Origin of the sequence: Paractinoplanes toevensis (assembly GCF_018332695.1) — a bacterium.
GTDB classification, from domain to species: domain Bacteria; phylum Actinomycetota; class Actinomycetes; order Mycobacteriales; family Micromonosporaceae; genus Actinoplanes; species Actinoplanes toevensis.
Window position 1 is genome coordinate 17,816 of the sequence record NZ_BOQN01000089.1, and the last position, 15,017, is coordinate 32,832.

The 15,017-nt window shown below is 71.0% G+C and carries 9 protein-coding genes; 2 read left to right on the plus strand and 7 right to left on the minus strand.

Going from position 1 to position 15,017, the window contains the following annotated elements:
• Positions 1 to 26: 26 nt before the first annotated feature.
• The 3 genes from Ato02nite_RS34610 to ftsY form a co-directional block, all read right to left on the minus strand.
• Positions 27 to 1,391 carry an ammonium transporter gene (locus Ato02nite_RS34610; protein WP_281419872.1) on the minus strand — a complete coding sequence of 455 codons (1,365 nt, stop codon included), beginning with the start codon at positions 1,389 to 1,391 and terminating at the stop codon, positions 27 to 29.
• A 249-nt stretch (positions 1,392 to 1,640) separates the two neighbouring features.
• Entirely contained in the window at positions 1,641 to 2,462 is an 822-nt protein-coding gene (locus tag Ato02nite_RS34615) for a phosphotransferase (protein WP_246607820.1), read from the minus strand.
• A 14-nt stretch (positions 2,463 to 2,476) separates the two neighbouring features.
• Positions 2,477 to 3,664 carry a signal recognition particle-docking protein FtsY gene (ftsY, locus tag Ato02nite_RS34620; protein WP_213010898.1) on the minus strand — a complete coding sequence of 396 codons (1,188 nt, stop codon included), beginning with the start codon at positions 3,662 to 3,664 and terminating at the stop codon, positions 2,477 to 2,479.
• A gap of 123 nt (positions 3,665 to 3,787) precedes the next feature.
• Here ftsY and Ato02nite_RS34625 point away from each other — a divergent pair, with 123 nt between their 5' ends.
• The gene (locus Ato02nite_RS34625) at positions 3,788 to 5,464 is read left to right on the plus strand and encodes an alkaline phosphatase D family protein (protein WP_213010899.1); all 1,677 of its coding nucleotides are present in this window, start codon (positions 3,788 to 3,790) and stop codon (positions 5,462 to 5,464) included.
• 40 nt (positions 5,465 to 5,504) lie between these two features.
• Positions 5,505 to 6,029, plus strand: a complete 525-nt coding sequence (locus tag Ato02nite_RS34630) for a DinB family protein (RefSeq protein ID WP_213010900.1) — start codon at positions 5,505 to 5,507, stop codon at positions 6,027 to 6,029.
• Position 6,030: 1 nt separating this feature from the next.
• Here Ato02nite_RS34630 and Ato02nite_RS34635 read toward each other — a convergent pair whose 3' ends face one another.
• From Ato02nite_RS34635 to Ato02nite_RS34650, 4 genes are all read right to left on the minus strand, one after another.
• Positions 6,031 to 10,002: an NACHT and WD40 repeat domain-containing protein gene (locus tag Ato02nite_RS34635; RefSeq protein WP_213010901.1), complete on the minus strand. Its 3,972-nt coding sequence runs from the start codon at positions 10,000 to 10,002 to the stop codon at positions 6,031 to 6,033.
• A 7-nt stretch (positions 10,003 to 10,009) separates the two neighbouring features.
• On the minus strand, positions 10,010 to 10,624 hold the full coding sequence (locus tag Ato02nite_RS34640; protein ID WP_213010902.1) for an HAD family hydrolase: 615 nt from the start codon (positions 10,622 to 10,624) through the stop codon (positions 10,010 to 10,012).
• Between the two features lie 5 nt (positions 10,625 to 10,629).
• Positions 10,630 to 14,208 carry a chromosome segregation protein SMC gene (gene smc, locus Ato02nite_RS34645; RefSeq protein WP_213010903.1) on the minus strand — a complete coding sequence of 1,193 codons (3,579 nt, stop codon included), beginning with the start codon at positions 14,206 to 14,208 and terminating at the stop codon, positions 10,630 to 10,632.
• A gap of 220 nt (positions 14,209 to 14,428) precedes the next feature.
• Entirely contained in the window at positions 14,429 to 14,623 is a 195-nt protein-coding gene (locus Ato02nite_RS34650) for a hypothetical protein (protein ID WP_213010904.1), read from the minus strand.
• Between the last annotated feature and the right edge of the window lie 394 nt (positions 14,624 to 15,017).

The window sequence follows — 15,017 nt, forward strand, 5'->3', positions numbered from 1 at the left end:
CTCTCTCGGAGCAGTCATACGGGAATCTAACCGGCGACCTTCTGGCTGACATCAGCCTTGCCGTCCGCATCGATGCCGGGCTTGATCCCCGCCATCGCGAACGCACTGCCGCCACCCGAACCACCGGACGGGGTGAAGTCGTACGCGGTCTCGCCGTGGTCGGCGATGTCGATGCCCTCGATCTCGGCCTCCTCGCTGACCCGCAGAGCCTTAACGGCCTTGAGGATGAACGCGAGGATAGCGGCGATCGCGAACGAGTAGACGGTGACAGCCGCGCTACCGGCGAACTGGCGCCACAACTGCTCGCCACCGCCCCCGTAGAACAGACCCTCCTTGGCACCCAGGACGTCGGTGATCGCACCGTTGACCTGCGTGGTGGCGAAGAAGCCGATCGACAGCGAGCCGATCCATCCACCGACGAAGTGCACGCCGACGACGTCGAGCGAGTCGTCGTAGCCCAGCTTGTACTTCAGGCCGACCGCCAGGGCGCAGACCGCACCGGCGATGATGCCGATCAGGGCGGCGGGCAGCGGAGCCACGAAACCACAGGCCGGGGTGATGGCGACCAGGCCGGCAACCGCACCGGACGAGGCACCGACCAGGGTCGGCTTGCCGTCCCGCAGCCACTCGACGACGGCCCAGCCGACGAGAGCGGCGGCGGTGGCGAGCTGGGTGTTGACGAACGCCACCGCGGTGGTGCTGTCGACGGTCAGCTCGGAACCGGCGTTGAAGCCGAACCAGCCGAACCACAGGAGGCCGGCGCCGAGGGCGACGAACGGCACGCTGTGCGGGCGCATGTTCTCCCGCGGCCAGCCGATCCGCTTACCGAGCACCAGGATCACACCGAGTGCGGCCGCGCCGGCGTTGATGTGGACCGCGGTACCACCCGCGAAGTCCAGCGCGTGCAGGTTGGCGCCGATCCAGCCGCCGCCCCAGACCCAGTGCGCGACCGGGACGTAGACGAGGGTGAACCAGCCGATCGCGAAGAGCACCCAGCCGCCGAACTTGAGGCGGTCGGAGAGAGCACCACTGATCAGGGCAACCGTGATGACGGCGAACATCATCTGGAAGACCATGAAGACGTACGTGGGGATCCCGGTCTCGCCCCACATGTCCGGCAGCCAGCTGGTGCCGGTGCCGAAGTACTGGGTGAAGCTACCGAGGAACTTGTTGGTGCCCTCGCTGTCGTTGGCGCCGAACGCGAGGGTGAAGCCGTAGAGCGACCACAGAATCGAGATGATCCCGATGCTGGAGAAGCTCATCATCATCATGTTCAGGGTGCCCTTGGACCGGTTGAGGCCACCGTAGAACAGCGCCAGACCCGGGGTCATGAGCAAAACGAGCGCAGACGACAGGAGCAACCAGGCGGTATTGCCAGTGTCGATCTCCACGCTGCCTCCTCTCGGAATTTTAGGTGTCCTCCCACACGACCCACGGGGCAGCGTCGCCAGTCGGCCGGTTCGCGGCAAAGCGTTCCGGTCTGCTGTTTCACGCACGGTCTACGCGCGATTTCCGGCACGTGACGGGTTGTTTCGTACGTGTGAAGAAACTCTCACAGGCGCGGCGGCGAAACGCCCTGAACTGGTGCAATAGCCGCGCAATTTTGTCAGCGCCCTCGCCCGGACATTGTCAACGGGCGATCAACGAAGAGCGTATTCGAGGGTGTGGCGCTCGTAATCGAGCAGTCGTAAATCGCGCATCGGACGCCGGAGATGCCCCTTGTGCACGATGCGTACGAAGGCCGGATCGCCGGCCGCCGCCATCCGCCGGATGCCCTCGACATGGTCCACGATCCGCTTGCGGATGGTGCGCACGAGGCGGTGCCGATCGCGCGGGATCAACCCGTAGGCGTCCGCGAAGAGCCGCAGGCGGCGCGGCCGGTTCGGCCGCTTCCAACCCAGGGTGTACGAATCCCGATCGCTGAACAGCGGCACCCAGGTCCACGCCGCGTAGGCCACGTCGTAGATGCGGGCACCCGGCGAGGCCAGGTCGAAGTCGATCAGGGCGAGCGTGCCGTCCGGCCGCCAGACCACGTTGTGCGGGGCCGCGTCGTGGTGGCAGATCACCTCGGTGTCCGGCGGAGGCGGCCCGAACGAGCGCCACACCGCACCCGGCGGCGGCACGAAACCGTACTGCGCGTCGTGGAACATCCGCAGCATGGTCGCGACCGTGACCAGCGCTTCCTCGGTCACCCAGTGGGCGGCCAGCGGGTATTCACCGCACTCGCCATCGAGGTACGACAGGACCTCGCGGCCCTTTTCGTCGATCCCGAGGGCGTGCGGCGACCCGGTGAACCCGACCCGCTCGAGGTGGTTGAGCAGGGCGTGCACGGAGGGCGTCCACGGGCCGGTGTTGCGCCGCACGGTGTCGCCGATGCGCGAGACCGTGCTGACGTTGCCGCCGTGGAGCGGAATCTCCCGCACCGGCTCCTGCGTCACCCACGGCCTCCCCGAATTGCTCACCTGAGACTCCGAGACTAACCGTCGGAGCCAAGCAGTGCCTCGACGAAGGCCGCCGGCTCGAACGGTGCAAGATCGTCCGGACCCTCGCCCAGACCCACCAGCTTTACGGGAATCCCCAGCTTGCGCTGCACGGCGATGACGATTCCGCCCTTCGCGGTGCCGTCCAGCTTGGTGAGCACGACGCCCGTCACATCCACCACTTCAGTGAACACGCGCGCCTGTTCCAGACCGTTCTGCCCGGTGGTGGCGTCCAGGATCAGCAGGGTCTCGTCGACCGGCCCGTGCTTCTCCACGACCCGCTTGACCTTGCCCAGCTCGTCCATGAGCCCGACCTTGTTCTGCAGCCGGCCGGCCGTGTCGATCAGCACGGTGTCGATGCCGGTGTCGATGCCCCGCTTCACGGCGTCGAACGCCACGCTGGCCGGGTCGCCGCCCTCCGGGCCACGCACGGTCTCGGCGCCGACCCGCTCGCCCCAGGTGGCCAGCTGCTCGGCGGCCGCGGCCCGGAACGTGTCGGCCGCGCCGAACAGCACGGTGCGCCCGTCGGCGATCAGCACCCGGCCGATCTTTCCGCAGGTGGTGGTCTTGCCGGCGCCGTTGACGCCGACCACCAGCAGCACCGCCGGGCGGCCGTCGTGCGGCGTCGTCCGCAGCGTGCGGTCCATGCCGGGCTCGAGCGCCGAGGTCAGCTCCTCGGCCAGCTGCGCGCGCACCTCGGCCACCGTGCGGGTGCCGAGCACCCGGACCCGCTCCCGCAGCCGCTCGACGATCACCTGGGTGGCTTCGACGCCGACGTCCGCGCTGATCAGGCTGTCTTCGATCTCCTCCCAGGCGTCCTCGTCGAGGTGGTCCCGGGACAGGACGCTGAGCAGGCCCCGGCCGAGCGAGCTCTGCGAGCGGGCCAGCCGGGCGCGCAGTCGGACGAGCCGGCCGGCGGTCGGCTCCGGCTTCTCGAGCTCGGGTTTCTCCTCGACGACGACCGGCGACTCGACCGGCGCCTCGATGAGCGGCGGCAGGCCCTCGTCGGCCTCGGCCGGCACGACCAGCGGCGGAGGCTCCTCCTCGGTCGGGCGCTCGAGGGTCGTGGTCCCCCCGCCGGCCTGCGGCGGCAGTTCACGGCGGCGCATCCGCGGCACCATCAGGCCGACGGCACCGGCGACCAGGACGACGAGCAGGATGACTGCGGCGACCACGTATTCCATGGCTGAAATCCTGACAGATGAGCCGCCGGCGCGTGGCGTCGGCCGCCCAGTGGCGGCATCCCACTCCTCTGACGGAGGATGGGACGCCCTCGGAACCCTTTGCGTGGAAGGCTCAACCGCCTGATGGCTGCTCACCTCCTCATCGGCCCCCTGCTGCGGCGGGTGGTCGGCGACCGCGCGACCATCTGGGTGGAGACCACCGAGCCGGCCACCGTCCGGGTCGAGGCGGAAGGCGGCGGCACCGGCTCGGCGACCACCTTTTCGGCGTACGGGCATCATTACGCCCTGGTCGTCGTCGAGGGCCTCACCCCGGACGCGGCCAGCTCCTACCGCGTATTCCTGGATGAGCGCCCGGTCTGGCCGTCGGCCGATTCGACGTACCCCCCGTCGGTGATCCGCACCCGTCCGGCGCAGGACGCCGACGCACCGGTCCGGCTGATCTTCGGGTCCTGTCGCGAGGCGACGCCGCACTCCACCGCCCGCCATCTGCCGCCGGACGCGCTGGACGCCTACTCCCGCCGCCTGATGGGCGACCCGCAGAACCAAGATCTCCGCCCCGACCTGATCGTCCTGCTCGGCGACCAGGTCTACGCGGACAACACGTCGGACAAGGTCAAACGCTTCCTGCGCCGCCGCCGCGCGGCCGGCCACCAGGGCCCGGACGACCAGGTGGTGACGTTCGACGAGTACACGAAGCTCTATCTGGAGTCGTGGCGCGACCCGGAGATCCGCTGGCTGCTCTCCACCGTCCCGAGCGTGATGATCTTCGACGACCACGAGTTGATCGACGACTGGAACACCTCGGCGAGCTGGCGTCGCGACATGGCCGCCCAGTCCTGGTGGATCGAGCGGATCGCCGGCGGCCTCGCCTCCTACTGGGTCTACCAGCACCTGGGCAACCTCAGCCCGGACGAGCTCGACGCCGATCCGCTGTTCGCCAAGGTGACCGCGGCCGGCGAGGCCACCGTCCTGCTGCACGACTTCGGCCGCTCGGTCGACGGCGAGTCCGGCCACTACCAGTGGTCGTTCGCCCTCGACCTGGGCCGCACCCGCCTGGTGATGCTCGACAACCGCTGCAACCGGGTGCTGACCCCGGGCGCCCGCGAGATGCTGCCGCCCCGCGAGTGGTCCTGGTTCGTCGACCAGGCCCACGGCAACTACGACCACCTGGTGATCGGCAGCTCCCTGCCGTGGCTCATGCCGCCCGCCATCCATCACCTGGAGGCGTGGAACGAGAGGACCGCCGACTCGGGCAACGAGCGCGTGGCCGCCTACGCCGAGAAGATCCGCCGAGCCTTCGACCTGGAACATTGGGCGGCCTTCGGCCGCTCCTTCGCCGCCCTCGGCGAGCTTTTCCGCCGGCTGGGTGAGGGCGGTGCCGGCTCACCGGGCCACCGGGTGGGCGCAGGCGGGGCGTACGCCGCTCCGGCGACGATCTCGGTGCTCTCCGGCGACGTGCACCACTCCTACGTGGCCCGGGCCGACTTCGGCGAGGCCATGCAGACCCCGGTCATGCAGCTGACCTGCTCGCCGGTGCACAACCAGGTGCCCGCCTTCATGCGCCCGCTGATGCGCTTCAGCTGGTCCCGCGCCGCCGCCAAGGGTGTGCGCGGCCTGGCCCACTCGGCCGGTGTGCCCCGCCCGAAGTGGACCTGGAAACGCGAGGCCGGCCCCTATTTCGGCAACGCGGTCAGCAGCCTGCGGCTGACCGGCCCCACCGCCACGGTCCGAGTCGAGGGTACCGAGAAGGGTGGCACGTTGTTCACCGTCGCCGAGGTCGTTTACGGCCCCGAAAAATAGGGCTGCGGCCACTGCCGCGCAGCGGGAAGGATAGCCGCCGATGACTACCTGGACCGCGCCCGAGGCGCAGCGTGAGAGCGAACCCTTTACCGGCCCCGAGCGGGCGATGCTGCAGGGCTGGCTGGACTGGCACCGCCAGACCCTGCTGACCAAGTGCGCCGGCCTCACCGCCGAGCAGCTGAAGACGGCCGCCGTGCAGCCGTCCAACCTGACCCTGCTCGGCCTGGTCCGGCACATGACCGAGGTCGAGCGCATCTGGTTCATCGTGCGGGCGGCCGGCCAGACCCCGGCCGGCGACCTCTACGTCACCGCCGACAACACCGACGGCGACTTCGATTTCGTGGCCGACGCCGACGCCGAGGCCGACCTCGCGGCGTTCCGAGCCGAGCTGCCGGCCGCCGACAAGGCGGTGGCCGACCTCCCGCTGGAGCACGAGTTCACCACCTCCCGAGGCAGCACCCTGAGCCTCCGGTGGGTCTACATCCACATGATCGAGGAGTACGCCCGGCACAACGGCCACGCCGACCTGATCCGCGAGCGCATCGACGGCGCCACCGGCGACTGACTCAGCGACCGTCCGGGATGTGCCACAGCCGCACGGTGGAATCCTGCTGACCGGCCGTGATGACGGTATGACCGGTCGGCTGACCGGCGCCCCACTGGTATTCCAGCACCGGGCCGCTGTGGCCGCGCAGGGTGTCCACCAGGTGACCGTCGGCCGTGTCCCAGACCCGGATGGTGTCACCGTCGGCCGCGGCCAGGAGGAGTCCGTCGGGACTGAACTGGATCCACCTCCAGTTCGAGGCGGGCTCCTCCCGGTAACGAGACCCCGGCAGCGGCCCGATCAGAGAGCCGTCCGAACGGTAGAGCGCCAGACGATCGCTGTCCCGTCCGACGAACACACCGCCGGTCGGGCTGTCCACCAGGGCGTCCCAGCTCGGGGCACTCGGACCGAGTGGCTCGCCGGTCAGGCCGTTCCAGGCCATCGTGTGCCCGTCGGCGGTCTCACCGAGGATCGGCTCCACGAAGTCGGTCTCGATGTCCTCCACCGGCCCCTTGTCGCCGCCGGCCGGTGACATCACCCGGCCGGGAACCCGCACCGTACGGGTCAGGGTGCCGGAGTCGACGTCGACGATGTCGACCCGGCCCTGCCACTCGCTGTCCTGGTGCACGACCAGCAGGACCGACCCGGCCCTTCGCCGGTATATCTGGAAGGTTTCGATCCCGGTGAAGGTGCTGGCCGCGCCGGCCGCGCCGATCGGCCAGACCAGCAGCGTCGCGTCGGCCGTGGCGCGGTCGGGCACCGTGAGCACGATCGACTTCTCGTTCCGGCCGAATACCGGCGAATCCAGGTCGTCGGAGACTCGCATGGTGCTGCGCGGCGCACCGGTCGCCGCGTCCCAGACGGTCAGGGTGTCGTCGTCATCGACGCTGTTGTCCCGCCCGCCGGACGCGCCGACGATCCACCGCCCGCCCGGGCTGAACTCGAGTGTGGACCTCGCCTCGCGGAACGCCAGCCGACGGAGCAGAGCGCCGGTCGCCAGGTCGAACAGTTGGGCCGAGCCGGAGGCCCGCACCAGCACCCGGGTATCCCGGGAGTCGATCACCGCGTCCTCCGGTCCCCCACCGGCCTGGCGCAGCACCGACACGCGCCGCGGTTCACCCTGGAGGTCCCAGACGTCCAGCGAGCCGTCGTCGGCGCCGACCAGAACATGCCGGGGCCCCTGCGGGTCGATCGGCCGCTGGCTGTCGTCCCGGCTGGAGTCCTGGCGGGTGATGGCGGATGGAAGACTTCCCCGGATCTCGGCGAGCACCGCGCCCGTCTCGGACCGGACGGTCAGCACCGTTCCCGGGCCGCCGTCCCGGCTCGACAGCACGCCGAACCTCGTGCCGCCGGCCAGCAGCACCACGCCCCCACCGGGCGGCGCCACGCCGACCGGCTCCGGGCTGCCACCGTCGGTCCGCCACACCTGCGCGAAGTCGGGGCCGTCGCGCACCACCACGAGCCGGCCGGTCGCGCTGAAGTCGATCTGCACGCCATAGTCGTTCGCCACCGGGATACCGATGATCGGCCGGCCGGTCGGCAGCCGCCACAGGCGTACCCCGTCGTCGGAGGTGACAGCCAGGGTCCGGCCGTCCGGGCTGACGTCCATTCTCTTCGCCGACGACCGGTAGGGCAGGTGCAGCACCGCGTCGGCCCGGTCGTGCGGCACCGCCAGCAGCGGCACCGCCAGCGTCACCACGAACACCACCAACGAGCCGGCGACGAGGAGCCGGCGGCGGCGCGACCGGGCCCGGGCCACCTCCTCGGCGGCGGACACGGTCGGCGCGTTCTCGTCGGCCAGCCTCTCCTGCAGCCGTACGTGCCGGAACTGGTACGCGCCGGCGGACTGACGCAGCAGGTCCCGGGAGCGGGCGTCCTCCAGGAAGCCGAACACGCGCCACGGCAGGTCACCGCGGGGCGCCAGGACCAGCCGCAGAATCTGGAAACGGAACCAGGCCCGGCCGAACAGCACGACGAGCGCGACGGCCAGACCGGGCAGCACCGCGAGTGCGCCGAAGGCGAGGCTCGGGCGACCGAAGGTGCCGGTCACGATGTCGAACTGCCCGGCCGCGACAAGGTTGCGGAAATCGCCCGGGACCGACCAGCCGGCCCCGCCGGTGACCAGGGCGGCGGCCAGGCCGGCGATCGCTCCGCCGCCGATCAGGAACCACCCCAGCAACCAGGCGAACACCAGCCCGGACCCGATCGCTCCGGTCAGCGAGGACAGGCGATCGTGGCGCAGCGCGGCAACCGGCGAGGTGAGCTGGGCCTGCGACGCCGCACCCACCGACCAGGCGTTCACGACCAGGGCGAGCAGCCCGGCCAGGCTGACGCCCAGCGTCCGCCCGGCGTACTTGAGGAACTGCTCGGTGTTCAGCACGGTCCAGCCGGAGAGCACGGTCACCGCGACGACGACGATCGCGGCCAGCACGATCCAGACCACCATGCCGAGCCACACCTCGAAGTTGACCAGGCGCCGGACCGAGGCGAGCGAGGAGCCGTCGAGCGGGAGCCGGCCGGGGCGTTCCCCCGAGGCGAACCAGGCGATCATCACCAGCACGAGAAAGCCGAAACCGATCAGGCCACCGATGTAGACGCCCTGCACGGTGGAGCCGGACCCCAGCGTCGCCGTGGTCCACACGGCGGTGCCGATCAGCGCCAGCAGGCCGACGAACAGCCCGACGAACGTCGGTGTCCAGACCGACAGCATCCGGCCGGGCAGTTCCCACCACACCAGGTCGCGTTCGCCGTCCCGGTACAGCAGCCGGGCCAGCACGGTCAGATAGCGCCGCGCCTGGGCGGCCGACCAGCGCGAGGAGGGAGCGGAGTACGCCGCATCGACCAGCCGGTCGATCACGCCGTTCTCGACGGCGAGGCGGGAGTCGTACCGCTCCCGGTCGAGCTGCTCGCCCGGGTCACCGCCCAACTTCTCGTAGACGGTCCGGGCCACCGACACCATCAGCGGCGTCGAGTACGCCTCGGCCACCGGCGAGCCGGCCTTCTCCATCTCGGCGAAGACACCGTCCCACGCGGCCGGGTCGGCCCATTGCGCCCGCTTCAGGTAATCGATCGCGTCGCGGGGCCGAACCGGCGACACCCGGACGACCGCCGCCCGGCGCAGCACCGGCGACCCGGCCTGGATCAGGTCCTCATACTCAACGAGCCGGCAGGTCACCACGACCGGCCGGTCGTGCTCGGCGACCGCCTCGTTGATCCCGAGGACCGCGGCGCCCCGGGCGAGCTCGGGGATCTCGTCGAGACCGTCCAGGATGGGCAGCAGAAGACCGGCCCGCAGTAGTCGGCGCGGCACCTCCTCCCGGCCGCCGTAGTAGTCGCGGGCCAGTCGCGCGACCACGAAGTCGTCGAGTTTCTCGGTCACCGGGTTCCAGGAGGCCACCGGCAGCAGCACCGGCACCGGTTGATCCGCGCCCGCGGACCAGGCCTTCAGCAGGCCCACCTGCAACATCAGGGCGGCCACCGACTTGCCCGCACCGGGCTGCCCGAGCACCACCAGCCGCTTCGGCCCGCTCAGGTAAAGCTCGGCGAGACGACGGGCCATCTCGTCGAAGTCGCGACGCAGGCGCTGCTCGGGACGGCCGGAGTCGACCGGGACGGCCGGCGTCGCGGCCTCCACCTCGATCCAGGCAAGCGGCAACAGGCCCGGGTCGTGCAGGTGCCGGGCCGCCACGTCGGCGGGCCACTGCTCGGTGAGGATCCCGGCGAGAGCCTCGGCGTGGGCGGCCGGGGTGGGCGCGGGCCGGTCGCGGTCCAGCCGCCGCGTCCGTTCGTCACCGGCCAGGGCCAGCACCGCCACCAGGAGACCGACCAACCCGACCGGTTCGAGCTCGCCGTGCAGACCGGACCGGACGAGCCAGACCGCCGACCCGGCGGCCAGTACCCCGAACAGCACCCTGACCAGCCACCGCCACCAGCCCGGCATCCCGCTCCCCTCGACCTGGCCGCGACTCTTCCAGAGCCGGACGGGAGCCGCCACCCAAGGTTCACTCGGGCAGATCGAGGGCCTTGCGTAGATAGGTGACGTGCTCCGGGCCGGCCCAGCGGTAGGCGGGCAGCCCTGCGGCGCGGGCGCCGCTCACCGCGCGGTCGTCGTCGTCCACGAAGAGCACGTGCTTCGGTGCGAAGCCGATCAGCTCGCAGGCCCGGTGGTAGAACTCGGGGGACGGTTTGTGCAGCTTCTGCTCCCACGAGCTGATCACCACGTCGACCTCGCCGGCCAGGCCCAGCGCCTCCAGGTCGGGGCGCAGGCGGTCGGTGGCGTTGGTGGCCAGGCCGACCGGGCGGCCGCCGGCCCGCACCTCGCGGATGAAGGCCAGCGCGTCCGGGTCGGGCTCGCCGCGGTAGGACTGCCACTGTGCCACCGCCTCGGCCGCGCGGTCGGGTTCGATCGGCAGGCGCTCGGCGACCAGGCGCATCCACTCGGCGTCGGTGATCTCGCCGGCCACCGCGGGGCGGTAGATGTCCCACGACATCGACGTCTCGAGCAGGGCGGCCGGTTTGAGGCCGTACTCCAGCTCGACGGCGATCATCGGGGCCGGGTCCCAGCGGCGCAGAACGCCGTCCAGGTCGATGAGCAGGGCCTGGGCGCGTTCGCGCATGCCGGCTATTCCTCTTCCTTCTTCAATCGCTGACTGATCACCTGGGTGACACCGGCCCGCATGGTCACGCCGTACAGGGCGTCGGCGACCTCCATGGTGCGCTTCTGGTGCGTGATGATCAGCAGCTGGCTCTTCTCCCGCAACTGTTCGAAGAGGGTAATCAGCCGGCCCAGGTTGACGTCATCGAGGGCGGCCTCGACCTCGTCCATGATGTAGAAGGGCGAGGGGCGGGCCCGGAAGATGGCGCAGAGCATCGCCACCGCGGTCAGCGAGCGCTCGCCACCGGACAGCAGCGACAGCCGCTTGATCTTTTTGCCCGGCGGCCGGGCCTCGACCTCGACGCCGGTGTTGAGCAGGTCTTCCGGGTCGGTCAGCACGAGCCGGCCCTCGCCGCCCGGGAACAGCACCTGGAAGACGGTCTGGAACTCGCGCGCGGTGTCCTCGAACGCCGACGTGAACACCTCGAGGATGCGGTCGTCGACGTCCTTGACCACGGTGAGCAGGTCCTTGCGGGTGGCCTTGAGGTCTTCCAGCTGGTCGGAGAGGAACTTGAAGCGCTCCTCGAGCGCCGCGAACTCCTCCAGCGCCAGCGGGTTGACCTTGCCGAGCAGCTGCAGGTCACGCTCGGCCTTGTTGGCCCGCTTCTCCTGGGTGGGCCGGTGGAACGGCGCCGGCTCGGGCACCGGCTTGTTGTCCTTCTCGGCCTGCGCCGTCTCGGCCGCGCTCGGCGGCACGAGCTGATCCGGGCCGTACTCGGTGATCAGGGTGTCCACGTCGAGCGAGAAGTCCTCGGCCGCCTTGGCCTCGAGCTGCTCGATCCGCATCCGCTGCTCGGCCCGGGCCATCTCGTCCCGGTGCACCTCGCTGGTGAGCCGCTCCAGCTCGGCCAGCAGCCGCTTCGCGGTCGCCCGGACTTCCTGCAGCTCGGCCTCGCGGGCGGTGCGGGCCTGCGCCAGGTCGTCGCGCACCTCGACGGCCCCGGCCAGCGACACCTGAACCCGGGCGAGGGCGGTGGCCGCGCCGAGCGCGACCGCCTTGGCGATCTCCGCGCCGCGGGCCCGTGCGGCCCGGCGGGCCGCGGCCCGCTCCCGGGCCTGCCGCTCCGCGTTGGCCTGACGCATCAGGGAATCGGCCCGGCCGGAGATGGACGAGACCCTCTCCTCCGCCGTACGGACGGCGAGGCGTACTTCCATCTCGTTCTGCCGGGCCTGCGGTACCAGCGCGGCGAGCGTGTCCCGTTCCTCGGTGGAGGGTTCCTCGTCGATCGGGGTGGACTCGGCCAGGCTGAGCCGCTCCTCGAGCTCGGCCAGGCGCATCAGGTCCTGTTCCCGCGCGCTCTCGGCCTTCTGCCGGGCGGCGCCGAGGCGCTCGCTCTCGGCCTTGGCCGACCGGGCGGCGGCACCCAGCTCGGCGAGGCGGCGGGCGGCGGCGTTGCGCTCGCCCTCGGCCGCCCGCTTGGCCGCCGCGGCCACGTTCACCGTTTCCTTGCGCTCGGCGACCTCGGCGCGGGCGTCCACCAGCTGGGCCTTGACCTCGCGGATCGTCTCCTCGGCGGTGGCCCGCTGGGCCTTGGCCTCGTCGACCGCGGCCTGCACCTCGATGTAGCTGGTGGCCTTGCCGGAACCGCCGGCCGCGGCGAACGCGCCGAGCACGTCGCCGTCCGGGGTGACCGCCCGCAGCTCGGCGTTGCTCGCCACCAGCTGGGCGGCCACGCCGAGGTCGGGGACGAGGACGACGTCGCGGAGGGCGCGGTTGACGGCGGGCCGGATCTGCTCCGAGCACTCGACGGCCTCGGGCGCCCACACGGCACCCTCCGGCATCGCCGGGCGCAGCGACTCCAGCGAGCCGCGCATGCCGGGACCGGCGGGCGAGGCCACGACCAGCGCGGCCCGGCCGGCGTCCGCGATCTTGAGGGTACGCATCGCCTCGATCGCCTCGTCCACCCCGGAGAGTGCGACGGCGTCCGCGAACGTACCCAGCGCGGCGGCGATGGCGGCCTCGTGGCCGGCCCGGACGGTGAGCATCGAGGCCAGGCTGCCGAGCAGGCCGGGCACCTGGTCCCGCTTGGCCAGCAGGGCACCGGCGCCGTCCTTGCGCTGCAGGCCGAGCGCGAGGGCCTCCTCGCGCGCCTTCCAGCTGGCCGCGTCCTTCTCCGCGGTCCGCTCGGCGTCGGAGAGTTCCCGCACCACGGCGGCGGCCCGGTCGAGGGCGGCCTGCGCCTCGGCGTGCCGCTCGTCCAGCTCGACGTTGTCCCGGTCGGCCTCGGTGGATTCGGCGGCCACCGCGTCCACCTCGGACTGGGCCGCCTCGGCCCGGGTGAGCGCGTCGGTGTGCGCGGTGGCGAGCCGCTCGATCTCCTCGGCCGCGCTCCCGGTGCGGGCGCGTGCCGCGTTCACGTTGCCGGTCAGCTTGGCCAGGCCCTCGCGGCGGTCGGCGATCGCCTTGGCCGCGGTGCGCAGGGCGCCCTCGGCCGCGGCCAGTTGCCGTTCCAGTTCCTGTCGCCGCTCGACCGCCTCGGCCAGCCGCATCTGGTCGTCGGTGAGCGCCTCGCGCAGTTCCTCTTCCTGCTCGCGCACCCGCTCGGCCTCGGCGACCAGCTGCTCGGGGTCGCGACCGGGCCGCTCCTCGTCGGGCGTGGCGGCGAGGTGGCGCAGCCGCTCGGTGGCGAGCTGCTCGGTGGAGCGGAAGCGTTCCTGCAGCGCGGCCAGTTTGTACCAGGTGTCCTGGGCGGCCTGCAGCAGCGGAGCGTCCTCGGCGTGCGCGTGCTCGAGGTCGGCGAGCAGCCGCTGGATCTCGCGGTTCTCCTCCTCGACCTCGTGCCGGCGGTCGCGCATCGCCGACTCGTCGGCGATCTCCTTGTCCAGAGTGGTGCGCAGCGTGTGCAGGTCATCGGCGAGCAGCCGGAGCCGGGCGTCGCGCAGGTCGGCCTGGATGCCGGCGGCGCGGCGGGCCACCTCGGCCTGCTTGCCGAGCGGCTTGAGCTGGCGGCGGAGCTCGGCGGTGAGGTCGGTCAGCCGGTTGAGGTTGACCTGCATCGCGTCGAGCTTGCGGATCGCCTTCTCTTTGCGCTTGCGGTGCTTCAGGACACCGGCCGCCTCCTCGATGAAGGAGCGGCGGTCCTCGGGCTTCGCGTGCAGCATCGCGTCGAGCCGGCCCTGGCCGACGATGATGTGCATCTCCCGGCCGATGCCGGAGTCGCTGAGCAGTTCCTGGATGTCGAGCAGCCGGCAGGCGTTGCCGTTGATCTCGTACTCGCTGGCACCGTCGCGGAACATCCGACGGGTGATCGAGACCTCGGTGTACTCGATCGGGAGGGCGCCGTCGTTGTTGTCGATCGTCAGCGTCACCTCGGCGCGGCCCAGCGGCGCCCGGCCGGACGTACCGGCGAAGATGACGTCCTCCATCTTGCCACCGCGCAACGCCTTGGCGCCCTGCTCACCGAGCACCCAGGCGATGGCGTCGACGACGTTGGACTTACCCGAGCCGTTGGGGCCCACCACACAGGTGATGCCCGGCTCCAGGCGCAGCGTCGTGGCGGAGGCGAAGGACTTGAAGCCCTTGACCGTCAGGCTCTTGAGGTGCACGGATCTCCGAGGGTCAGCGTCGAGATGTTGGCAAGGAGGCTACCCGTACCCAGGTCCGGGGGGTTGGCACGCCGCGCTCGATGGCCGCCAAACCCGACAAAGGGGACAAAAAGATGCGCGCCGCCACTATGTGGAGGCGCGCTGTTCGGGGTGCGTCGAGCGGTGCTGGCCCCAATGGAACTGGGGGGATCGGCCACCGGTTCGCGGTGGCCGGTGGTGCTCAGGTCAGCGCCGGCTCGGTCAGTCGCAGGATGTCGTCCGCTTCAGCGGCCGCTGCCGCCAGACGGTCATTCTCCGCCCGGAGGCGGGTGACCTCGAACTCCAGGGACTGCACCCTGGTACGCAGTCGGGTGACCTCGTCGAGCAGGCGCCGATCGGGCGCCGCACCTACGTGGCCGAAGAGGGCCTTCGCCATGGTGACTCCTTGAGAAGCACTGCTTCTTCTTGGGTTAGAGAACTTCGCGCACGCGGCGCGCGCCGAGTTTGCACCCAAATGTCTATGCACACGGGCACGCGTGAGCACAGACTCATGCACCCGCGGAACGTAGTCTTAGGTGCAGATGTCTCATGTCCTGAAGTGAAACCGGGCATGAGTGGGCGCGACTGGCGACACCTCCATAGTCCGCCGATACCCACGCTCCGTCAAGCGGTGCGACCGCGGACCGGGCCCCAAGGTCAGTGAATCATGCCACGTTCCCGCTCTTTACCTGGGCTTATGTTTTCCTTTGCCGGTTTGCACTCGCCTGGTCCGACTGCTTACGGTCGGCCGCGGTCGAGCCCGCCTTGATCAGCTTGACGATCAAGGATGG

What these genes read in the sequence shown, in the direction of transcription:
- ftsY (WP_213010898.1), bottom strand. Translation starts at nt 3,664, where the DNA reads ATGGAATACGTGGTCGCCGCAGTCATCCTGCTCGTCGTCCTGGTCGCC.
- Ato02nite_RS34630 (WP_213010900.1), top strand. Translation starts at nt 5,505, where the DNA reads ATGACTACCTGGACCGCGCCCGAGGCGCAGCGTGAGAGCGAACCCTTT.
- Ato02nite_RS34640 (WP_213010902.1), bottom strand. Translation starts at nt 10,624, where the DNA reads ATGCGCGAACGCGCCCAGGCCCTGCTCATCGACCTGGACGGCGTTCTG.
- Ato02nite_RS34650 (WP_213010904.1), bottom strand. Translation starts at nt 14,623, where the DNA reads ATGGCGAAGGCCCTCTTCGGCCACGTAGGTGCGGCGCCCGATCGGCGC.
- Ato02nite_RS34625 (WP_213010899.1), top strand. Translation starts at nt 3,788, where the DNA reads ATGGCTGCTCACCTCCTCATCGGCCCCCTGCTGCGGCGGGTGGTCGGC.